Here is a 19,744-nt window from a genome sequence, read left to right as displayed (position 1 = left end):
TAAGTTTGGGCGCTAGTTAATGTTCAATCCTCTTATCTATAACTGACGTTAACTACTTTTTATTAAACGACCTTTCTGATAATTGTAAGTACCTGATAAATGAACAAACCGGCTGATATTATCCAAGTTAAGCGAACGATCTTTGATGGTCAGTAAAGGCTTACCAAATTTATCAACGGGTATCTTATCTGAAGGAAGAGTTAGGATATCTGTCTGAAGAATATAAACAGCAACATAGGCTTCATTGACTTTATTTTCTTTGGATTTAATCAGGTTCTCAACATTGATTTCTTCCGAATAAACAGGGCGTGAAATAAGTTGGCGCGGCAAGTTAGCCAGAATACGTTCCCAAGACTGCAAATTACTCCCATCCGAGGCATAGAGTGCAATAAAAACCTCTAATTGGCTAGCCCGCTGCAATGCTCGACTTTCTTGAGCAGAAGTTTCTAACTGTTTTGCTTCCTGGCCCCCACTTAACAGATTGGCAAAGTTATTACGTATATCTTGCAAGTTCTTGCCTATTACACGTAAAAAATTAGACTTTTCCCAGGGGCCTGTTGTAATAGCCTTATCCAACGCTTGCAAAATCGCGTCTGTTTGTTGTTTTGTTAATTTATCGTTCATAGGATACAAGTCTCTATGTGCTAGAGCTAAGGGTCATTTTAATAATTTTGGTACTAGTGAAAGTATAACAGCATTCAGCAAGAAAGGCTGAATGCTGTTATAAATATGTTAGCGAAAACTTGGTGTATTTTCGGATGACGCATCGGCTTGAAGTGCAACATCGGCTTGCTGCTCATCCTTAATTTGATTCTTATTATCGAGAATATTATTAAATGCGTTGGCTGTCTCAGTGAGAATCTGAAGCCCCTCTTTTGTGTCTCCAGTAGGATGAATAACATTTATCTTATTCATTGGATCAATTAATTTGACGAGAGGCCGTCCTACCGTTTCTGTTGCCTGCTCTGCTGTTATAACTACTTTGCCGTCTAGCGAAGCTGAGGCTCTTGAAAGGTTTTGCCAATCCTTCAAAAAGGGGATACTCATTTTGTTACGCTCCGTAACTATCTGTTGTTAAACATACAATAGCAGATAATTCCTTAAGAGAATCTTAAGGAAAACCAAACTTTCATTTTTTTTACATTTCTAACAAATTTAATCATACATTAATTCATCTAGGGGCGTGTAATCTCTACTCGGCCCTCCCTGAATCAATTCGTTTAATACGTCTGTCATACAAAGCAAGCGTAAGGCATTAGGTGTCACCTCATCGAATACAACACGTATTCCTAATAAAGCATTTTCTGCCTCATCAAAGGTTGCCCCTAAACCATAGCCAAGACAAAGAGAACATAATTGATCTGCACGGCGCGCTATTGCTGGCAACAAACCAGTATCTGAAAACACTTCTTCGTAACTCACAAAACGATCATTCAAATAAAACTTAGCATTCAAGCCCGTCGCAATTAAGGCCATACTCTTTCGAATATCTGTCTCCATCTATCGCCACCATGGTTGAGCTGATCTGAGATTACCAGCAAGAAAATGCCTTATCCAGCGCAAAAAAACAGGTACGGTAAACCCATAATGCTCAATAATGCCAAAAAAGACTGCTGATATCAGAACTAAAATACCAGTCCAAACCCTAATATGCATTAAAAAAAGGAAAATTGGAAACGCGGCTCTTGCGTCAACAATGAAAAAACGCGCACTTCTTGCTGAATCGCGCCAATGCGATGCTTCAGAGAAACCAGCCATTAATGCCTCATAATGAAACAATCTATTGATTAAGTATATCGTTCAGACTTAAGAATTCAAGAGAGCAGATTTAAGGGCAGACAGAATAGCAGCTAGACAGACCCTATGAGGAAATAGAAAAATTAATTATTTCGAGTCAATTTAGATTTATTTTTATTTTGTGAGGAAATACACATACCTAAAATGTTTTCCATCTCATTCACCGGCGTGCTTTTCATCGCTGGTTTGTTTTTCATATCATTCACCAGCGTGTTTTTCATATTATTCACCGGCTCATCAATATTTGAGTCGTCTACCACTTGTTCAAATTCTACGCCTCGAGCACCAGATTTTGTCGAAGTCTTTTGTTCAACAGGCTTCTTCTTGCTCTGACTTTGCGCAATTTGAGTGGTCTTTACACTTGGTTTCATCATTGTCAGCATACTTTTAGTACTTTGTGACATCGATATCTCCAGCCAGTGGAATTAATAGATAGTTTCATAATAGCAGGGAAATCTTAAGAAATTATTAAGACTTTCTTAAGTTATAAAAAATTTGTTTCTCTTGTTGAAGAATCTGGGAAGAATGAAGCAAGATCGCGCTCTAAACCCGGATAATCTATTTTACCGGAGGCTAGAACCGGAATTTGTACACTTGGAAAAATGATTTGAGGCACTAATAATTCCGATTGCCCATGGGCTTTCGCGTAGTGAATAAAGGTTTTCTTATCTGCACTGGAATTTTCTGAGAACAGGATTATCTGCTCCCCTTTATGTGGACATTGCCTGCTTAAGGCAGCATGCAACTGCTCTGGCCATAGGGTTGAAGCGATCGATTCTACTGCTGCAAGTGAAATCATCTCGCCGCCAAGTTTGGCAAAACGCTTTGCCCGTCCCTTTATAAATAAGAATCCATCTTGATCCACCTTAACGATATCGCCGGTATCATGCCAGCCAGATTGAGAGTTTTGTTTGCCAAGATAGCCAGAAATAACATTAGGTCCACGGATATATAAGCGCCCTCCTTCGCTTATTCCTTCAACGGGTTCGATATGATATTCAAGAGCAGGCAGGGGAAGCCCGACACTTCCCAATCTCTCTGCTGTAGGACAGTTTAGCGAAATTACCGGCGAAGCTTCTGTCGCTCCATAACCTTCGTAGATATGGACAGCAAAATTCTTTTGCCAATATTCAACCGTTTCTGTTTTAACCTTTTCAGCACCAGCAAAAACATAGCTTAAGGAACTAAAATCCTCGGATTTAGCAGTTCGCGCGTAGCCTGTGAGAAAGGTATCAGTGGCAAAAAAAATCGTCGCTTTTGTCTCACGAACAAGGCCTGGAATAATTTTATAATGAAGTGGTGAAGGATAAAGAAAACAGCGATTCCCGGTAAATAAAGAAGTTAAGCTTCCCGCTGTTAAACCAAAACAATGGAAGATTGGTAGTGCGTTAAAAAAAATATCATGGGGAGAAAAATCAACCCTAGAGATCATTTGATAGCAATTGGATAAAATATTCTCATGAGTCAGGGCAACCCCTTTAGGTACACCTTCTGAACCGGAGGTAAATAGTACAACCGCACATTGCTCAGACCTCACTTTGCCCCCCAGAAACCAATAGGTAGATTTCGGGAAAAAGCCTTTAATTAAACCCGCTATCTTAGCCTTGAGCTTAATCCTGGGCGCTATATCTTCAAGGAATCTTAGCTCCAAGCCTGCAGCAACTAACTCGCTGACAAGGGTTTCAAGTTTAGCGGTTTGTATGAATTGGCGAGAGCTATAGATTGTTTTTATTCCTGCAGTTTGACAGGCTGAATAGAGATTATAAAAACCACTACTAAAATTCAGCATTGCTGGGGTTCGTCGATAGGCTTGCAAGGCAAAAAAGCTAACCAGGCCAATGATGGTCGTCGGTAACATAAGTCCAACCAATTCTCCGCTTTGGGTTTCAGTGCGCAATTGCCGACCCAAGATAAAACAACGTGTAACAAATTGGCGAGACGATAATGGTGCTCGATTACTATCTTCAATATATACAGTAAATTTAGCGGCTCTTTGTGCACCTCTAAGCATTGCGCTGAAAAGGCTGTTGCTTTTATTGTAATTAGCAAAAGTTATTTCGCTATATAAAAGAAATAAATCCCTTCCTGATACTAGACTTGCTGAAGGCGGGGATAAATTTTCTACAACATGCAAGCTAATTTTAGAGCCTAGACGTTGAATACGAAAAGGAACAAGCTCGGCCTTAGACTCAGATAAAATCAAGGCGAGCTCATTAAAGCTCTCTTTATATTCTTCAAGAAAAAATACACAAGTTTGGCCGGAAGCAATCGCGTCTAGTACCTTGTCTTTTGAGGAATCTAATGGTAAATCAAGGAAAATAACCTCAGCACACCAAGATAGAACCTTCGCTCGGAAAGCTCTTTCCGGCTGCGGCCGCAAAATGAATGTCAATTGAGTTGGCAAGAAAATAGCCGCTAATAAACTATCTAGAAAAGAATAGCGATTAGTAAGAATAACCCTTCGTTCAGACTTTTTAATTGTTCCTTCCATTGTCATGCGAAACCCTAAAATAAATAGCGGGCTCAATAGCAGCTTTGCAAACTTAATAAGATGTTCTCGCATTTTCACCTTCCTTTGGTACCGCAACCTACGGCTAGATAACAAAAATTAAACACTTGATGCAAAGCCTTACAATAACTTAACAGTCTGAAAAGTGTATTTAGGTTATCATAATTGAATAAATTTTGAACTAGAAGTTCTTATTATTTGAGGTTCCCATGCGTCAATATAATTCTATAGAGGCTAGATTAAAAGCCTGGAAAAGAAAACTAGCTCGAACTCCAGGTAGTGAAGAGCTTTTAGCTATTCTTGATTCTGACGAAAAAGCAAATACTTGTCTTGTTCTCTTTAATGAAAGAAAGAACGCTATATTGCAAGAATTAGAAGCCCAAGAGTGGCCCTGGACTAGCTTCCTCTCTTGGATATGGTCTTGGATCTCTGCGATTTTACCTGCTTCATGGCAGAGCCAGGTAGAGGGGCCAAGCCTTAAAAAAGTTTTAGAAGAGGGTGTTGACCCGGCTGAGTATCAACTATCAGAAGAAGATATTTCCTCAAGAGCCTCAGCTAACCTACTTGACGATAGCAGTTATGAAGACGCCCTTTTCACTAAACCACAAAAAGCGTTGGCTGATCTGAAACAGCGCATCGATACCTTGGATAAATCAAGCGATATAGAGAATATCCTCCAAAGGCTTTATGCGATCAAATATTGCTTAAGAGCAGATACTTATCAGACATTGCTAACCAAACTTTTTCAGCAACATCCTGTAAAAACATTAAATTTCTTTTATGCGCGCTATACCGAGAATCCTAATGAAATACCTAGCCCCCAGGATTTTATAGAGCATGAGTTGATGAGCCGAAAACTTATGGAAATCTTTGTCTTACCCTATAGTGCGGACTCAAATTCTCGTCTTTTTGCATTGCAAGAATTGTTACTAGTATTATCAATGTGTAAACAAAACAAAGATCCTTCGTTAAAAACGCTTTTGAGTGAAGGCGCATTAGCTAACAAAGAGCCATCTGCTCTTTGTGGAGAACTTTCAAGTTTATATGATAGGAAAATATACAAGCAGATTGTGGGTTTATTACCCGATCGAGTAAAAAGAGAAGGCTTGAAGATACCAACCTATGGCGTATCACGTTCACCTGCCTTTAATCAACCCTTAAATCTACTTAGAGCAGTCATTGATAATCCAGACAACTTCCAGCAAGATAGCTATCAGGTTCAGCCTCTCTATAGAAATATAGCCAGGCTCGCTACTCAAGAATTATTATTGAATTATCATCAGATATCTGAAATAAGGAATAATCCGACGCTACACGAGACCCTCGACTTCTTGAGTGATACGATATTAGGCACCGGAGAAGAGGCGAAAAAAGAAAGGGACAGGCTGAGAATACCCTTTACCATTAGCGAATGCGAAACCCTGCTTAGCCCTTATGCTCGTAAAGCAAGAGTCCCATCTGAATATGAGCATGCGGTCTATTTTGCCAACCAGTTAGTAGTTGCAAACTTCTTTGCTACTTCGATTGCCGATCTTAAAAATAAAATTATAAAAAAATCATGTAAATATGCCGCAAGCATTCATGGTGACCTTAAGCAATCACAGCAAATAAAACCCCACGAGCTGAGCTGGATTCTCAGTGTTGTAGAGCGCCTTGCACCTAATGACAAAGAGATTATCCGCTATGTAAAGTATATTTTTACTGAACTCAACTCTTATGGTCTTGCTGACTTAGACAGACTAGCTAAGACGCAAAGCAAGAGCTCGGCACAGGAATTAATAGATCAAATGATTATTGATCTAGCTGATGCAAATGCTGCCTTTAAAGAATTAGACGCAGCTCGTGAAAATGCTGCGGTAGAAAAAGTGATAATCGCTCTTAATGATTTGCTAGAAAATAAAGAGCTAAGCTCAACTAAGCAATTACAAGGTCTCTATGACAATGTCTTTGCGCCACTGAAATCTCAATATTTGACTGAAGAATTAGCTCATAAAATACAGAACGCACTGACTGATAAACATAGCCAATTTACTCTTTGGAACGAGGAAAATATCGCTGACCTAGCAGAAGCTTCCGATACTGTAGTTGGTGATTTTTTGGAAATAGCGGAACAAAGCTATGCAAATGCCCGCAGGGACAATTCTCTAGGTAATTTTATGCAAGAGATTAATGACTCGAAAAAAGCGGTTTATTACTTTTCTCTGTACCTCAATCAATTCAAACTTGAGAAGCAATCAGTCCATTCTCTTTCACAAGCTCGCCAATTCTTCGAGGAAAAACTCAAGCCCTATCTAAAACCAGAGCAGGCTCAAATTTGGCAAAATAAAATTGAGCAGATAAAAAGAAGTCATAGCCCGGCTACTACAGCGAATGGCGCTGCCCAAGGTGGAATCTTTGCAAGCAAGGCACCAAACCGTCATAGGAATGAGACAGAGGAACCTAGATATCTTTTATAGTTCTTTAGGGCTCTAACGTCAGTTATGGAGAAGAGTTTAAACGACTCTTCTCCATAACTGACGTTAATCTAACTTGCTCTAATAGAGAGGCTGTAATAAAGTGTCGGGCATGTGGCTTAGAAATCAAATTCAATGAAAACGCTCTGGGTCGCTTTGACGATAATAGCGTTTATTGCATGTGCAGCTGTTTTTCAAGAGAATGCACCACTTATCCTTAATAGTATCAAAGGGTTAGGCTGGTTAGCACCCTTCTTGTTTTTACTGCTTTATAGCCTTGCAACCATCTTGCTATTGCCAACCATGGTATTAACTTTTGCCGGTGGGGCTTTATTTGGTCCTTTGCTTGGCACCCTTTTTAATTTAACTGGTGCTACTCTGGGAGCAGTTTGCGCTTTTGCTATCTCACGGCATTTAGCCATTGATTGGCTAACAGCCCAAGACAAGCCAAAGCTCAATAAATTAATTGCCGGTGTTGAGCGCGGCGGATGGCAATTTGCCGCTTTGCTACGTTTGATACCTATAGTTCCCTTTAATTTGGTTAACTATGGTTTAGGGATGACGCGCATTAAATTTAGCCACTATCTCTTTACAACCTTTGTATTTTTAGCACCTGCAGAAATTATTTATACCTACTGCGGCTATGCCAGCATGGATGTGCTTACAAATCCAACTCCCTTTTATAAAAACGCCAGCCTTCTTATTCTGCTTTGTTTAATTGTTTTAGCGTTGATTCTAAAACTTGTGAAATTTTATCGGGCGGAAAGAAAACAGGACTATTCCTGATCCCCTGGTAATAGGCTTTGTAATAAATCCATTATCGGATTAGCCGTATTTAAATGATGCCCATCAAATAAACATATCGGTCGTATCCCTTGTAAGGCATTAGTAGTGAATGCTGCCTCAGCCTGGATTATCTGCTCTTTGGTTATTGCACATTCTAGGTAAGCAATACCTTGTTCTTTACAAAGAAACAGTAAGCGTTGGCGAATAATTCCCGGCACAACCCCGTTTTCCAAGGAAGGGGTCAGCACTTGATTATTTTGAATAAGAAAGAAATTTGCCACTGTAGTATCTGTGGCTTGATTCTGGAAATTGAAAAATAAAACTTCGTCTGCCTCAACTGACTGAGCATGGCGACGAGCAATTATTGCTTCTAAGTAATTCACAGATTTCATTTGATAAATCGGATTCCTGGCATCGCGCCTCCAGGGAGCACTAATAAGCGAAAGCGCCTGCGTACTCATCTCATATTGAAAAGCATCAAAAACTAGCTGGGACTCCTTGGCATGTTGCAAAAGACCTCGTGGAGCACTACCACCGCTGAGAATAGCCTTAATACCACCATTCTGCATTTTTGTAAGTTGGATAAAGTCATTGAGTTTCTCTAGCCATAAATCAAGAGATACCTCAAAAACTATACCTAAAAAAAAGGCAGCCTGATTTAGACGCTGCCAATGTTGCCTGGGATATCGTACCCGACCTTCAACCACTCGCATGGTTTCAAAAAGACCTTCTCCCAGAAAAATACGATCATCGATGTTGAAGGACCAAACTGCCTTATTTTCTTGAAATCGAATATGAGTAGGCATTGGCAGTCAATAATCGACAAAATCATCGAGTTCATCGCGCAAACGTTTTTCTTCTAGCATGTTTTCTAGGCGTCTACGTGCATCCAAAGTGGTGCTTTCATTGACATCGATATCAACTACTTCGTCCTCAGTGTTTACAAATTCCCCTTCAACTAAGTCATCTTCTTCATCAAATAAATCACTCATGACATTCTCTCAAAGATTTCAGTTAGATATGCTTCACTGTCAGTCAACAATCGATGGAACCACATCCAATAGTAGCAGCGCAGCAACAAATGCGACAGGTATATACCTTATTTTTCTCTCTCTGACCAGATCTCACTAAAAAAAATTTAGCCTAATTATTAACTTGAACTCCTTGAACTATCTACGCAATAATCAACAAACAAAATTCAAAATAGCTTCAATTATGGTCGATCGCTTTAAACTCGCTCTGAGACGTAGCCGCCGGCAAATACGTGAAAATTTATCAATTGAATACCAACACGCCGCATCAACAAGAGTCTGTTCTCGTATCCGTGGTTTAGAACAATATCGCCAAGCTAAGCGCATTGCTCTCTATCATGCAATGGGTGGGGAGATTGACTTATATGCCATATGGAACTCTGCCCCCTTACAAGGCAAATTCTGTTATTTTCCTGTGCTTAATGACGATAAGACTTTATTATTTTTACCAGCAACCCCGGCAACGCCTTTTATCAAAAATCGCTATGGAATAGATGAACCTGACGTTCCAAAATCGGAAGCAATTTCTCCAACCTCTCTCGATATCATTTTTTTACCCTTGGTTGTCTTCGATGATTATGGTACGCGTTTGGGTATGGGGGCAGGCTATTACGATCGTACCTTAGCTAAGGTTAATCATCCTATGCTAATGGGTATTGCCTATGAGTTTCAGCATTACCCTTATATTGAACCACATAGTTGGGACATACCATTAACAGGAATAATTACTCAAAGCAAAATTCACTGGAGTAAAAAATGACTAAATATTGGCTAATGAAATCTGAGCCCAGTTGCTTTAGTATCGATGATTTGCGTACAGCACCAAACCAAACTACTCATTGGGATGGCGTACGTAATTATCAAGCTCGCAACTTTATGCGAAATGACATGTCGATTGGCGATCAAGTATTCTTTTATCATTCCAATTGCAATCCCCCAGGAATTATTGGCATTGCAGAGGTAATTAGCGACGCTTATCCAGATTTCACCGCCTTCGACCCTAACAGTGAACACCCAGATGCTAAGAGTACACCTGAGAACCCACGCTGGTTCATGGTCGATATTCGCTTCAAAGAAAAATTCAAAGAATTGATTCCACTAGACAGCTTAAAACGCTATCCAGAACTTGAAAAAATGCCCTTAATTCGCAAGGGGAATCGCTTGTCAGTCTTACCAGTTAGCAAGGATGAATGGATGTTTATAACTCAGGAATTGGTTGTGTAATAGGTTTGCTTTTTCCACTGCCCAAAGAACCGTCATCCAGAGCGAGGGTTATGCCCCCCTACTCCTGCATGCCGTCATCCAGAGTGCAGCGAAGGATCTCCGGGATTAGCAGAGTGCCTCATTCAGGAGATCCTTCGCTGCGCTCTGGATGACGGGATTAAAGGGCATCAGTCCCAACCTCTCCGGTGCGCACCCTTATAACCTGTTGCAGTTCATAGACAAAAATTTTGCCATCGCCGATTTTACCTGTATAAGCAGCTTTACAAATGGCATCAATAGCTGCTTCCACCATATCATCAGCTAAGGCCAGTTCGATTTTAATCTTGGGCAAGAAATCAACCACATACTCAGCACCACGATAGAGTTCTGTATGCCCTCTTTGCCTGCCAAATCCGCGTGTTTCTGAAATAGTAATACCGGGTACACCTATTTCTATCAGCGCTTCGTGCACATCATCGAGTTTAAAAGGCTTGATGATTGCTGTGAGCATTTTCATAGCTAATCCTTATCCATACCTGACGTTAACAACGTTTTTTTAGGTTTATTGTAGAATTGAAAACTGAGCATTGCTAGACTGTATCCCATTGTATTTATTGAAACGGAAAAATAAACATGTTTGACCCAAAACAGTTTGATGATTTAGCAAAAAAGCTTTTTGCAACCCTACCTAATAGCTTCCAAAATCTAGAAACAGAAATTCAGCAAAAATTCAAAGAAATCCTGCAAGCAACCTTTGCCCGGATGGATTTAGTTACACGGGAAGAGTTTGACGTGCAAACTAAGGTTCTCGCCAGAACTCGTGAAAAATTGGACCTTTTGCAAGGTCAAGTTGAAGGTTTGTTAGCTAAAGACGTTAAAAAGAAGAAATCTAGCTAAACAAGCAATAAGCACCAGCATTGGACAAATAGACCTGGTGCCATGCAAATCCAACCTTAAATCAGGAAAAATGATGAATCTCGCTTTTAGTAAAACGCGCTCAGCCCTTGGCATTTTAGCGCAGCCCGTTTCCGTGGAAGTACATCTTTCAAATGGCCTACCCGGCTTCACTATAGTAGGACTCGCCGAAACAGCGGTTAAAGAGAGTAAAGACCGTGTACGTTCTGCGATCATTAACAGCCAATTTGAATTTCCCTGCCGCAGAATCACTGTAAACCTAGCACCTGCTGACTTACCTAAATCAGGCAGCGGCTTTGATCTGCCAATTGCTATTGGCATTCTTGCAGCCTCAGGACAAATTCCTGCTGAAAAACTAAGCTCACATGAATTTATTGGCGAGTTAGCGCTGAGCGGCAATCTACGAGGAGTTTCAGCCATTATTCCCGTAGTCTTAGCGGCACATCGCGATAGACAACAATTAATTATCGCCTCAGCAAATGCTGAAGAAGCCTCCATTGCTGGACAGGAAAATGTCTATGCCGCTAACAATCTCCGCGAAGTTTGTAGCTATCTATGTCAAGGCACAGCCTTACAAAATTTACCAGCACGTCCTGAAACAAAGAAACAAGACGAGCCCCTGGATTGGTCAGATGTAAAAGGACAGTATCACGCTAAACAAGCGATGGAAATTGCCGCCTGCGGTGGCCATAGTATTCTGTTAAGCGGGCCACCGGGTAGTGGTAAAACTATGTTAGCCAGACGTTTCGCAACCCTGCTCCCGGTATTAACAGAGGCTGAAGCCCTAGAATGCGCATCAATCAATTCCATTCGTGGGCGTTTGCCTGACTACAGTCAATGGCGCAGCCCACCTTTTCGTGCACCCCACCATAGCGCTTCGCCAATCGCCCTGGTTGGTGGCGGAAATCCCCCTAAACCAGGTGAAATTTCTCTAGCCCATCACGGTATTTTATTTCTTGATGAATTACCCGAGTTTCAGAGGAACGTTCTTGAAACACTACGAGAGCCGCTGGAGTCAGGCTCTATTTGCATTTCAAGAGCAGCGATACAAACTGAATTTCCCGCTAAATTTCAGCTACTAGCGGCTATGAATCCCTGTCCTTGCGGACAATGGGGCAATCCCCAGGCTAATTGCTTATGTACCCCTGATCGAATTAGCCGTTATTTGGCTAAGTTATCAGCTCCCTTGCTAGATAGAATAGACATGCACATTACTGTACAAGCCCTCAGCCAGGCAGAGCTTATTAAACCGAATGATACCCCTGGAGGTCAAAGCGATAAGATCAGAGAAAAAGTTGAAAAACTACGTTTACGGCAGTTTGAACGACAGAATTGCTTAAATGCCTTTTTAGGTGCCAAAGATTGTGAAACAGTTTGTGCCTTAACCCAGGAGGAGCAATCATTCTTAAGCCAGGCCTTAGAACGTCTCAAACTCTCAGCACGTGGTTATCATCGTTTATTAAAGGTCGCAAGAACCATTGCTGATATGAATGACTCAGACAAGGTCAATGTACGGTTTCTGCAGCAGGCCTTATCATTTAAGCAGACTTTACAGGCGCCTAAGTGAAAGTAGTTGCTACGCTCCCCTAACCAAAGACTCAAGAATAGCCATGCGCATAAATACACCGTTTGCTACCTGTTGCAGAATAAAGGATTGGGGGCCATCCGCTACTTCGTTATCGATCTCTATACCGCGGTTCATGGGACCAGGATGCATAACCATAGCGTCGGGTTTGGCATATTTTAGGGTATCCTGAGTTAAAGCAAATTGACGACGGTAGCTTGATAGGTCCATTTGCTCATTTTCTAATAAACGCTCATGCTGCACTCGCAAACAGATGATCACATCAGCATCAGCCAGGCCTTCAACCAAAGAATCTGTAACATAGCCATAATGAACCTTCGATGGCTGCCAGATTTCAGGTGCAATCAGGCTAAGTTCGCCGACTTTTAAGGTTGAGCAAAGGCATTGCAAGGAGTTTGCAACCCGAGAATGGCGAATATTGCCAATGATGGCGATTTTAAGCTGGCTTAATTCAGGTTTTATCTCAGCAATTGTCATTAAATCCAACATAGCCTGGCTTGGATGGGCATGTTGCCCATCACCTGCATTAACCAAATGAACCTTAGCATCTAATTTGGCTGCCAGCTCATTTTGTAAACCATCTTGACGATGTCTAATGACAAAGAGGTCAATCCCCATAGCAGCCAGGGTTTTAATCGTATCCTCAATAACCTCTCCTTTTGCCTCCGAGGAGTTTTGCAAGTCAAGATTCACTAGGGGCATTGATAAACGCTTTGCGGCTAATTCAAAACTGACGCGGGTGCGTGTACTGTTTTCATAAAAAAGAGTGGCAACTGTATGTTGGGGATAAGATGGATATTGCCTACTTCGTTTAAAATGCAGCGCTCGTTCTAGAAGAGACTCAATTTGCAGGCGTGAAAGTTGGCTAATCTCTAAAAAATTTTTCATGATTTTCATTCAGGATGTTGTAGCCACTGCTCAAGAATAACACAAGCAGCAAAGCTATCGACTTGAGATTGCTTGATTTTACGATATCCACCTTCAGCAAACAACTGAGCTCTCGCTTCAACGGTAGATAGGCGCTCGTCAACCAAATGTACAGGTAAGGCATAGCGTTTGCCGAGCTGCCGGGCAAAATTTCGTGCCGCGTCAGTCGTATATTGTTCCGTATCATCAATACAGGTTGGTAAGCCAACAACCAGAGCCTGTGGACGCCATTCATTAATAATCTTTTGCACTAAACTCCAATCGGGTACACCTTGCCTTGCCTCCAAGGTTGATAAAGGACGTGCAGAACAAGTAATCTGTTGTCCAACTGCCACACCAATTCGCTTATAACCAAAATCAAACCCTAAAAAGATCCCCTCAGGCATGAATACTCCACTTATAATTAATTAAGCCTAAACTATGCGTGTCCTGATTGACTTGTCAATTGAGTCATCTTAACGCCGATTGTTAAACCAGCATATTCCCAACGCTCAGCAAAAGGCACCTCATAAAGCAGCTCAGGCTTATACGGACAAACCAGCCAAACATTTCCCATCACTTCTTGCTCTAGCTGATTTTCACTCCATCCGGCATAACCCAGGGTCACCAAAACATCTTTAGGACCACGATTTTCTGCAATGGCGCGAATAATATCATTAGAGGTTGTGACCGTCACATCGTCTCGCAGAGCCAAGCTTGAACGCCAACCACCAAAAGGACGATGAATAACGAAACCTCGTTCTGGTTGGACAGGTCCACCAAAAAGCAGAGGTAATTGATTACGATCTACAGTTATAGGCTGAATTTGCATTTGTTCAAACACTAGACCTAAGGGAAATTGCATCGGTCTGTTAATAATTAATCCAACCGTTCCCTGAACATGATGTTCGCAAACGTAAATCACTGATCGTTCGAAATTTGGATCCTTTAAAGAAGGCATAGCAATTAGCAGATGATTGGCTAATGATGAATTATTTAACATCATGCCCTCCTGAAATCCTTGTTGGTTTAATTTAATTATATACTAAAAAAATTCCTTGATGTTCAATAGTTAAACACAGCGTTTCACTCCAATTTAAACCCGATGTATACTCTCCGTCTTTATGAGATTTATAAGGATATTTTGTGGAAACCTTAGAAGTAAAAAAGAGAGATATATTTTTCTTACGCGCACTTGAGACCGATGAATTATTCATCATGGTCTTTGCTATTGCTTTAGCTGTCCTGCTCATTTCTGTTTACATCTGGGATAGAAATCAGAAACAACATGCTGTTTTACGCAATTTCCCGGTTATTGGCCATTTTCGCTACTTTCTTGAGTATTTGGGCGTATTCTTTCGACAATACTTATTCGCCGATGACCGACAAGAGTTACCTTTCAACAGATCTGATCGCTCCTGGGTCTATAGAGCGGCAAAGGAGCTTGATACAACTACCGGTTTTGGCTCAACCCGCCCCTTACATAATACGGGAACCGTTTATTTCGTTAGCGCCCCCTTCCCACCTTTAGGCACGGATAAGGCAACTATACAGCCTGTGACTATAGGGCCTCACTGCCGGCAACCTTATACCACAAGCCATATCTTTAATATTTCAGCAATGAGTTATGGGGCAATATCCAAACCAGCGATTCTCGCCCTGGGCAAGGGAGCAAAAAAGGCCGGCTGTTGGCTAAATACTGGAGAGGGCGGTGTTTCTCCCTATCATCTTGAGGCGGGTTGTGATGTTATTGCTCAAATCGGTACTGCAAAATACGGGTTTCGCGATGCCGAGGGTAATTTATCTGATGACCGTTTACGTGAATGGGCTGCCCATGACAGCATTAAAATGTTTGAAATTAAACTAAGCCAGGGTGCTAAACCAGGTAAGGGCGGTATTTTACCTGCAGTTAAGGTTACGGAAGAGGTCGCTAAAATCAGAGGTATTCCCCCCTATCAAGACTCTATTAGTCCCAACCGTCATACTGATATCGCTAATGTCGATGAGCTCCTTGATAAGATCGAACACATTCGCCAAATTACCGGGAAACCTGTTGGTTGTAAATTTGTTCTCGGTAGTTATGAATGGCTCAATGAGCTTTGTTTTGCAATTCATGAACGCGGCAAAGAATTTGCACCTGACTTTATAACGCTGGATAGTGCCGATGGCGGAACCGGTGCTTCACCCCAAGGCCTTATGGACTATATGGGTATTCCTATTCAGGAATCTCTACCCAATCTTGTTGATATACTTGTAATTTATGGCTTACGCGAACGTATTAAGGTTATTGCTAGCGGGAAGCTGATTACCCCTTCTGGCGTTACCTGGGCCTTATGTGCTGGTGCTGACTTCGTTAACTCAGCAAGAGGTTTCATGTTTGCCTTGGGTTGTATCCAATCGATGAAATGCCACAATAATACCTGCCCTACTGGCGTCACAACCCATGATCTTGGTTTGCAACGTGGTCTGGTTGTTGAAGATAAGGCTGAACGTGTATTTCATTATGCAAATAATATGGCTCATGAGGTCGCTGTTCTCTGTCATTCCTGTGGTGTTGATGAGCCTCGCCAATTACAACGCGCCCATGCACGGATAGTCAGAGAAGATGGTTTTTCAGTATCGCTTGCGGAAATCTTTCCGGATCAACAGCCCTTACCTGAGTATCGTTGATTTCGTCTAAAGTTGCGTGGATAAATTAGATTGAATGTAGCCTGGATGCACAAAGCGAAATCCAGGCTGCTGACTACTTCAAATCCGTTCGGGCTGAGGAGGCCTTTAGGCCGTCTCGAAGCCTTTCACAGCATCCGTTCATGAAAACGCAGGTGTTCTTCTATAAAACTGGCAATAAAATAATAGCTATGATCATAGCCCTCATGCAGCCTCAGCTTTAAATCAACCCCAGCTTGCTCACATGCAGCCTTAAATAAATCAGGCTTCAATTGTTCATTCAGAAAGGGATCTGCGCTGCCCTGATCAATGAGGATTGTAGAATGAGACCAACCTCTTTGCAGTACTAATTCACAAGCATCATAATTTTTCCATAGAGCTTTATCCTCCCCGAGATAGCCTGAAAGGCTTTTTTGTCCCCAAGGGGAATGCATCAATGAGCAAATCGGGGAAAAGGTAGATAAAGATTTGAATATTTCAGGATTTTTAAGGGCTAAGGTTAGGGCGCCATGACCTCCCATTGAATGTCCAAATATACCCATTCTTTGTCCATCTAATGGGAATTTCTGCAAGACTAGCTGGGTTAACTCCTCTGTCACATAACTAGCCATTTGGTAATAATCAGACCAGGGTTGCCTCATTGCATCGAGATAAAAACCGGCACCAATTCCAAAATCATAAGAATCCCTATCACCAGGCAATTCAATATCTCTTGGACTTGTATCAGGGCAAAGAATCGCTAAACCCAATTCAGCAGCCACACGTTGTGCTCCGGCTTTGGTAATAAAGTTTTGCTCATTCGAAGTTAAGCCAGATAACCAATAAAGAACCGGCACCTTTTGCTTTTCAGCTTGGGGAGGCAAAAAAAGCGCAAAGCGCATCCTGGACTTCGTTAAAGAGGACTGGTGTGCATAAACAAATTGCTTACCTGCAAAGCAAGAATGCTCTTCAATCAGTTCTAAGGTCATCATCAGAAAGTCACCACTGTCCTTATTGATTCGCCTTCATGCATCAGATTAAAGGCATCATTGATTTTTTCAATTGGCATGACATGGGTAATCAAATCATCAATATTAATTTTGCCGTCCATATACCAATCAACAATTTTTGGCACATCTGTTCGACCACGTGCCCCACCAAAGGCAGAACCCTTCCAAACTCGGCCAGTAACTAATTGAAAAGGCCTAGTCGCTATTTCTTGCCCAGCACCAGCGACACCTATAATAGTAGATACCCCCCAGCCTTTATGACAGCACTCCAAAGCCTGACGCATAAGTTGCACATTGCCCACACACTCAAAACTGTAATCAGCCCCACCTTTGGTCAGCTCAACTAAGTAGGCAACAAGATCGCCATTAAGCGCTTTAGGATTAACAAAATCAGTCATCCCCAATTTACTTGCTAAGGCTTTGCGCTCAGGATTGATATCGACGCCGATAATTTGCTCAGCACCAACCATACGAGCCCCCTGAATGACATTCAGGCCAATACCCCCTAAACCAAAAACAACTACCTTAGAGCCCGGCTGCACTTTAGCTGTATAAATGACCGCGCCAATTCCTGTGGTAACTCCACAACCTATATAACAAACCTTTTCAAAGGGCGCGTCCTGTCGTATTTTAGCCAAGGCAATTTCAGGCAAGACAGTGTAATTAGCGAAGGTTGATGTTCCCATATAATGGAATAATTTTTTACCGCCTAAACTAAAACGGCTCGTTCCATCCGGCATTAGCCCCTTTCCCTGTGTGCTGCGTATAGCCTGGCAAAGATTGGTTTTCTGCGACAGGCAATATTCACACTGACGACATTCAGGGGTATAAAGGGGAATCACATGATCGCCTGCTTTCAGCGATGTCACGCCTGGTCCTACCTCAACAACAATTCCAGCCCCTTCATGCCCTAAAATAGCAGGAAACAAGCCTTCAGGATCATCGCCGGATAAGGTGAATGCATCAGTATGGCAGACCCCTGTCGCTTTTATTTCAACAAGCACCTCGCCTTGCCGAGGACCTTCCAAATCAACCATTTCTATACTTAATGGTTCACCAGCCTTATGCGCTACCGCTGCTTTAACCTGCATTCTTATCTCTCCTAGATTTGTGGACATTAGAGTATCCAACATCTAGAAAAAAGGAAATGCCCCTAGATCTTTTCAATTTCTGTCCGCAGAGTATAAGATTAGAATTTGAGACATTTAAATGAGAAAGCCATGCATCCTCTTTATCCGGTTATCAAGCCCTATCAATGTCATGAAATAGCAGTCAGTGAACCGCATGTGCTTTATTTCGAAGAAGTCGGTGAGCCTAAAGGTATCCCGGTCATTATTTTGCATTCAGGGCCTGGTGCGGGGGGTGATACAGATCTAAGACGATTTTTTGATCCTCAGGTTTATCGCATGATCCTTTTCGATCAGCGAGGATGTGGACGCTCTACTCCCCATGCAGAACCGGCCAATAATAATACACAAAACCTCTTAGATGATATTGAAGCGATCCGCGATTATCTGGGGCTTAGCCGTTTTGTGCTATCTGGTGGTGGTTGGGGCTCTTTGCTGGCTCTCCTTTATGCCGAACTTTATCCACAGCAAATCTCCGCCCTGCTTTTGCATCAAATTTTTCTTGGCAGACAGGAGGACATCGCTTGGTTTTACCAAAGAGGTACAAATCTTATTTATCCTGACTATTGGCAGGATTTTGTTAGCACTGCGCCGAAGGAAGAGCAAGATCAAATCATTCAATATTATGCAAGCTGCTTACAAGGTCATAATGATTTGACTCGTATGGCAGCAGCTAAAAACTGGGCCTTATGGCAAGCTCGCTGTAGAACATTTCAACCCCATCTGGGTTTGATTGGGCAATATTGTGACCCGCATTTTGCCTTAGCTCTTGCTACTTTAGAAACTCATTACCTCTGCAATAATTTTTTTATCGAAGAAAATCAAGTGCTTGATAATATTCATAAGATCAGACATATACCAACTTATCTTGTTCATGGTCGCTACGATATGATATGCCCCCTGCAAGGTGCCTGGGAATTACATCAAGCCCTCCCAGCGTCCAAGTTAAGTATCGTCAGAGACGCTGGACACTCTGATCGCGAAGTAGGTATGGTTGATGCCATAATTGATGCCAACTTAGAACTTTCACATCAGGATTTAAATGCATGTTGACAGTCGTACAAAGGGTTAGCGAAGCTAGGGTCAATATTGACGAGCAAATAGCCGGAGAAATCGGAGCTGGCTTGATGATTCTCTGTGGTTTTGAAATGCATGATGAAGAACCAGTCTTGTATAAAATGATTGAAAAATGCCTGAATTATCGCATTTTCGATGATCAACAAGGCAAAATGAATTTGAGCCTGAAAGATATCAATGGCGGTCTTTTGCTAGTGCCGCAATTTACCTTGATGGCTGATACCAACAAAGGCTTACGCCCCAGTTTTTCAAAAGCGGCTCCACCACAGACAGGACGGCTCTTATTCGACAAACTTCTGACTATCGCTGCTGCTAAACATGAGCAGGTTGCCAGCGGTGTCTTTGGCGCTAATATGCAAGTTCATCTTTGTAATGATGGACCAGTTACCTTCCTGTTGCAGTTTTAGGTTTCAATTTAGATCCCGCGGTCAAGCCCGTAGGTATCTACACAAGTGTCTGTAATAGGTCATGTCCCTCCTTGTCTCAACACTACGTCATCCTGAGCGCAGCGAAGGATCTTCTGAATGTGGCACCGTGCTAATCCCGGAGATCCTTCGCTGCGCTCAGGATAACGTGGCGTTGGGGTGATAGGACGACCTATTACAGACACTTGTGTAGATACCTATGGGTCAAGCCGCGGGAATTCGATAAAAGGGCTAACCTGAACAAAAAAGCGATCCCTGTTTCCAAGTTAAACAA

At 42.0% G+C, this 19,744-nt stretch carries 23 protein-coding genes; 9 read left to right on the top strand and 14 right to left on the bottom strand.

What is annotated here, in order from left to right; translation table 11 throughout:
- Positions 1-48: 48 nt before the first annotated feature.
- The 6 genes from icmQ to BN1094_RS05775 all read right to left on the bottom strand — a co-directional run bounded on the left by icmQ (position 49) and on the right by BN1094_RS05775 (position 4,360).
- Positions 49-624, bottom strand: coding sequence for a Dot/Icm secretion system protein IcmQ (gene icmQ, locus BN1094_RS05800; RefSeq protein WP_043873340.1), 576 nt, complete (start codon positions 622-624; stop codon positions 49-51).
- A 108-nt stretch (positions 625-732) separates the two neighbouring features.
- Complete coding sequence (locus tag BN1094_RS05795) at positions 733-1,047, bottom strand: hypothetical protein (protein WP_043873339.1); 315 nt, start codon at positions 1,045-1,047, stop codon at positions 733-735.
- Positions 1,048-1,155: 108 nt separating this feature from the next.
- Positions 1,156-1,500, bottom strand: a complete 345-nt coding sequence (locus tag BN1094_RS05790) for a type IV secretion IcmS family protein (RefSeq protein WP_043873338.1) — start codon at positions 1,498-1,500, stop codon at positions 1,156-1,158.
- A complete protein-coding gene (gene icmT / locus BN1094_RS05785) occupies positions 1,501-1,758 on the bottom strand; it encodes an IcmT/TraK family protein (RefSeq protein ID WP_043873337.1) in 258 nt (85 codons plus the stop codon).
- A gap of 122 nt (positions 1,759-1,880) precedes the next feature.
- Complete coding sequence (locus tag BN1094_RS05780; protein WP_043873336.1) at positions 1,881-2,201, bottom strand: hypothetical protein; 321 nt, start codon at positions 2,199-2,201, stop codon at positions 1,881-1,883.
- 80 nt (positions 2,202-2,281) lie between these two features.
- Entirely contained in the window at positions 2,282-4,360 is a 2,079-nt protein-coding gene (locus BN1094_RS05775) for an AMP-binding protein (protein ID WP_043873335.1), read from the bottom strand.
- 155 nt (positions 4,361-4,515) lie between these two features.
- On the opposite strand from BN1094_RS05775, the gene BN1094_RS05770 reads away from it, so the two are divergent.
- Positions 4,516-6,762, top strand: coding sequence for a hypothetical protein (locus tag BN1094_RS05770; RefSeq protein WP_043873334.1), 2,247 nt, complete (start codon positions 4,516-4,518; stop codon positions 6,760-6,762).
- A gap of 132 nt (positions 6,763-6,894) precedes the next feature.
- Positions 6,895-7,545, top strand: a complete 651-nt coding sequence (locus tag BN1094_RS05765; RefSeq protein WP_043873333.1) for a TVP38/TMEM64 family protein — start codon at positions 6,895-6,897, stop codon at positions 7,543-7,545.
- Here the strand turns inward: BN1094_RS05765 and BN1094_RS05760 are convergent.
- Together BN1094_RS05760 and BN1094_RS05755 are read right to left on the bottom strand one after the other, a co-directional pair.
- Positions 7,536-8,351: an aminotransferase class IV gene (locus BN1094_RS05760; RefSeq protein WP_043873332.1), complete on the bottom strand. Its 816-nt coding sequence runs from the start codon at positions 8,349-8,351 to the stop codon at positions 7,536-7,538. The genes BN1094_RS05765 and BN1094_RS05760 overlap by 10 nt on opposite strands.
- A gap of 6 nt (positions 8,352-8,357) precedes the next feature.
- On the bottom strand, positions 8,358-8,537 hold the full coding sequence (locus BN1094_RS05755; protein ID WP_043873331.1) for a PA3496 family putative envelope integrity protein: 180 nt from the start codon (positions 8,535-8,537) through the stop codon (positions 8,358-8,360).
- Between the two features lie 223 nt (positions 8,538-8,760).
- Between BN1094_RS05755 and BN1094_RS05750 the strand changes: the two genes are divergently transcribed.
- Together BN1094_RS05750 and BN1094_RS05745 are read left to right on the top strand one after the other, a co-directional pair.
- Positions 8,761-9,336 carry a 5-formyltetrahydrofolate cyclo-ligase gene (locus tag BN1094_RS05750; protein WP_043873330.1) on the top strand — a complete coding sequence of 192 codons (576 nt, stop codon included), beginning with the start codon at positions 8,761-8,763 and terminating at the stop codon, positions 9,334-9,336.
- Positions 9,333-9,800, top strand: coding sequence for an EVE domain-containing protein (locus BN1094_RS05745; RefSeq protein WP_043873329.1), 468 nt, complete (start codon positions 9,333-9,335; stop codon positions 9,798-9,800). Before BN1094_RS05750 ends, BN1094_RS05745 begins: the two co-directional genes overlap by 4 nt.
- Before the next feature lie 157 nt (positions 9,801-9,957).
- On the opposite strand, the gene BN1094_RS05740 is transcribed toward BN1094_RS05745, so the two are convergent.
- Entirely contained in the window at positions 9,958-10,296 is a 339-nt protein-coding gene (locus BN1094_RS05740; protein WP_043873328.1) for a P-II family nitrogen regulator, read from the bottom strand.
- 116 nt (positions 10,297-10,412) lie between these two features.
- Between BN1094_RS05740 and ubiK the strand changes: the two genes are divergently transcribed.
- Together ubiK and BN1094_RS05730 are read left to right on the top strand one after the other, a co-directional pair.
- Positions 10,413-10,676 carry a ubiquinone biosynthesis accessory factor UbiK gene (gene ubiK / locus BN1094_RS05735; protein WP_043873327.1) on the top strand — a complete coding sequence of 88 codons (264 nt, stop codon included), beginning with the start codon at positions 10,413-10,415 and terminating at the stop codon, positions 10,674-10,676.
- A gap of 73 nt (positions 10,677-10,749) precedes the next feature.
- Positions 10,750-12,261, top strand: a complete 1,512-nt coding sequence (locus BN1094_RS05730; protein WP_043873326.1) for a YifB family Mg chelatase-like AAA ATPase — start codon at positions 10,750-10,752, stop codon at positions 12,259-12,261.
- A gap of 9 nt (positions 12,262-12,270) precedes the next feature.
- On the opposite strand, the gene BN1094_RS05725 is transcribed toward BN1094_RS05730, so the two are convergent.
- From BN1094_RS05725 to BN1094_RS05715, 3 genes are read right to left on the bottom strand one after another with little or no spacing between them, the layout of a single operon-like run.
- Entirely contained in the window at positions 12,271-13,167 is an 897-nt protein-coding gene (locus BN1094_RS05725) for an aspartate carbamoyltransferase catalytic subunit (RefSeq protein ID WP_043873325.1), read from the bottom strand.
- Between the two features lie 5 nt (positions 13,168-13,172).
- The gene (gene ruvX / locus BN1094_RS05720) at positions 13,173-13,592 is read right to left on the bottom strand and encodes a Holliday junction resolvase RuvX (RefSeq protein WP_043873324.1); all 420 of its coding nucleotides are present in this window, start codon (positions 13,590-13,592) and stop codon (positions 13,173-13,175) included.
- A gap of 32 nt (positions 13,593-13,624) precedes the next feature.
- Positions 13,625-14,188 (bottom strand): YqgE/AlgH family protein, encoded by a 564-nt coding sequence (locus tag BN1094_RS05715; protein WP_043873323.1) that lies wholly within the window; start codon positions 14,186-14,188, stop codon positions 13,625-13,627.
- 143 nt (positions 14,189-14,331) lie between these two features.
- On the opposite strand from BN1094_RS05715, the gene BN1094_RS05710 reads away from it, so the two are divergent.
- A complete protein-coding gene (locus BN1094_RS05710) occupies positions 14,332-15,855 on the top strand; it encodes an FMN-binding glutamate synthase family protein (protein ID WP_245614195.1) in 1,524 nt (507 codons plus the stop codon).
- A gap of 125 nt (positions 15,856-15,980) precedes the next feature.
- On the opposite strand, the gene fghA is transcribed toward BN1094_RS05710, so the two are convergent.
- Positions 15,981-16,823 (bottom strand): S-formylglutathione hydrolase, encoded by an 843-nt coding sequence (gene fghA / locus BN1094_RS05705; protein ID WP_425411903.1) that lies wholly within the window; start codon positions 16,821-16,823, stop codon positions 15,981-15,983.
- The gene (locus BN1094_RS05700; protein WP_425411902.1) at positions 16,823-17,959 is read right to left on the bottom strand and encodes an S-(hydroxymethyl)glutathione dehydrogenase/class III alcohol dehydrogenase; all 1,137 of its coding nucleotides are present in this window, start codon (positions 17,957-17,959) and stop codon (positions 16,823-16,825) included. Before BN1094_RS05700 ends, fghA begins: the two co-directional genes overlap by 1 nt.
- A gap of 102 nt (positions 17,960-18,061) precedes the next feature.
- Between BN1094_RS05700 and pip the strand changes: the two genes are divergently transcribed.
- Both pip and dtd read left to right on the top strand, forming a co-directional pair.
- Positions 18,062-19,021: a prolyl aminopeptidase gene (pip, locus tag BN1094_RS05695; protein ID WP_043873321.1), complete on the top strand. Its 960-nt coding sequence runs from the start codon at positions 18,062-18,064 to the stop codon at positions 19,019-19,021.
- Positions 19,015-19,452, top strand: coding sequence for a D-aminoacyl-tRNA deacylase (dtd, locus tag BN1094_RS05690; RefSeq protein WP_043873320.1), 438 nt, complete (start codon positions 19,015-19,017; stop codon positions 19,450-19,452). Before pip ends, dtd begins: the two co-directional genes overlap by 7 nt.
- The last annotated feature ends 292 nt before the right edge of the window (positions 19,453-19,744 follow it).

Source organism: Legionella massiliensis, from assembly GCF_000756815.1.
Classification (GTDB): domain Bacteria; phylum Pseudomonadota; class Gammaproteobacteria; order Legionellales; family Legionellaceae; genus Tatlockia; species Tatlockia massiliensis.
This window is presented reverse-complemented; position numbering and strand designations above follow the sequence as displayed.

Coding starts and splice junctions, on each gene's coding strand:
- dtd (WP_043873320.1), top strand. CDS start 19,015: ATGTTGACAGTCGTACAAAGGGTTAGCGAAGCTAGGGTCAATATTGAC.
- ubiK (WP_043873327.1), top strand. CDS start 10,413: ATGTTTGACCCAAAACAGTTTGATGATTTAGCAAAAAAGCTTTTTGCA.
- BN1094_RS05760 (WP_043873332.1), bottom strand. CDS start 8,351: ATGCCTACTCATATTCGATTTCAAGAAAATAAGGCAGTTTGGTCCTTC.
- BN1094_RS05745 (WP_043873329.1), top strand. CDS start 9,333: ATGACTAAATATTGGCTAATGAAATCTGAGCCCAGTTGCTTTAGTATC.
- BN1094_RS05755 (WP_043873331.1), bottom strand. CDS start 8,537: ATGAGTGATTTATTTGATGAAGAAGATGACTTAGTTGAAGGGGAATTT.
- BN1094_RS05725 (WP_043873325.1), bottom strand. CDS start 13,167: ATGAAAAATTTTTTAGAGATTAGCCAACTTTCACGCCTGCAAATTGAG.
- icmT (WP_043873337.1), bottom strand. CDS start 1,758: ATGGCTGGTTTCTCTGAAGCATCGCATTGGCGCGATTCAGCAAGAAGT.
- BN1094_RS05790 (WP_043873338.1), bottom strand. CDS start 1,500: ATGGAGACAGATATTCGAAAGAGTATGGCCTTAATTGCGACGGGCTTG.
- BN1094_RS05730 (WP_043873326.1), top strand. CDS start 10,750: ATGAATCTCGCTTTTAGTAAAACGCGCTCAGCCCTTGGCATTTTAGCG.
- BN1094_RS05765 (WP_043873333.1), top strand. CDS start 6,895: ATGAAAACGCTCTGGGTCGCTTTGACGATAATAGCGTTTATTGCATGT.
- BN1094_RS05780 (WP_043873336.1), bottom strand. CDS start 2,201: ATGTCACAAAGTACTAAAAGTATGCTGACAATGATGAAACCAAGTGTA.
- BN1094_RS05750 (WP_043873330.1), top strand. CDS start 8,761: ATGGTCGATCGCTTTAAACTCGCTCTGAGACGTAGCCGCCGGCAAATA.
- BN1094_RS05775 (WP_043873335.1), bottom strand. CDS start 4,360: ATGCGAGAACATCTTATTAAGTTTGCAAAGCTGCTATTGAGCCCGCTA.
- pip (WP_043873321.1), top strand. CDS start 18,062: ATGCATCCTCTTTATCCGGTTATCAAGCCCTATCAATGTCATGAAATA.
- icmQ (WP_043873340.1), bottom strand. CDS start 624: ATGAACGATAAATTAACAAAACAACAAACAGACGCGATTTTGCAAGCG.
- BN1094_RS05740 (WP_043873328.1), bottom strand. CDS start 10,296: ATGAAAATGCTCACAGCAATCATCAAGCCTTTTAAACTCGATGATGTG.
- fghA (WP_425411903.1), bottom strand. CDS start 16,823: ATGATGACCTTAGAACTGATTGAAGAGCATTCTTGCTTTGCAGGTAAG.
- BN1094_RS05770 (WP_043873334.1), top strand. CDS start 4,516: ATGCGTCAATATAATTCTATAGAGGCTAGATTAAAAGCCTGGAAAAGA.
- ruvX (WP_043873324.1), bottom strand. CDS start 13,592: ATGCCTGAGGGGATCTTTTTAGGGTTTGATTTTGGTTATAAGCGAATT.
- BN1094_RS05715 (WP_043873323.1), bottom strand. CDS start 14,188: ATGTTAAATAATTCATCATTAGCCAATCATCTGCTAATTGCTATGCCT.
- BN1094_RS05700 (WP_425411902.1), bottom strand. CDS start 17,959: ATGTCCACAAATCTAGGAGAGATAAGAATGCAGGTTAAAGCAGCGGTA.
- BN1094_RS05795 (WP_043873339.1), bottom strand. CDS start 1,047: ATGAGTATCCCCTTTTTGAAGGATTGGCAAAACCTTTCAAGAGCCTCA.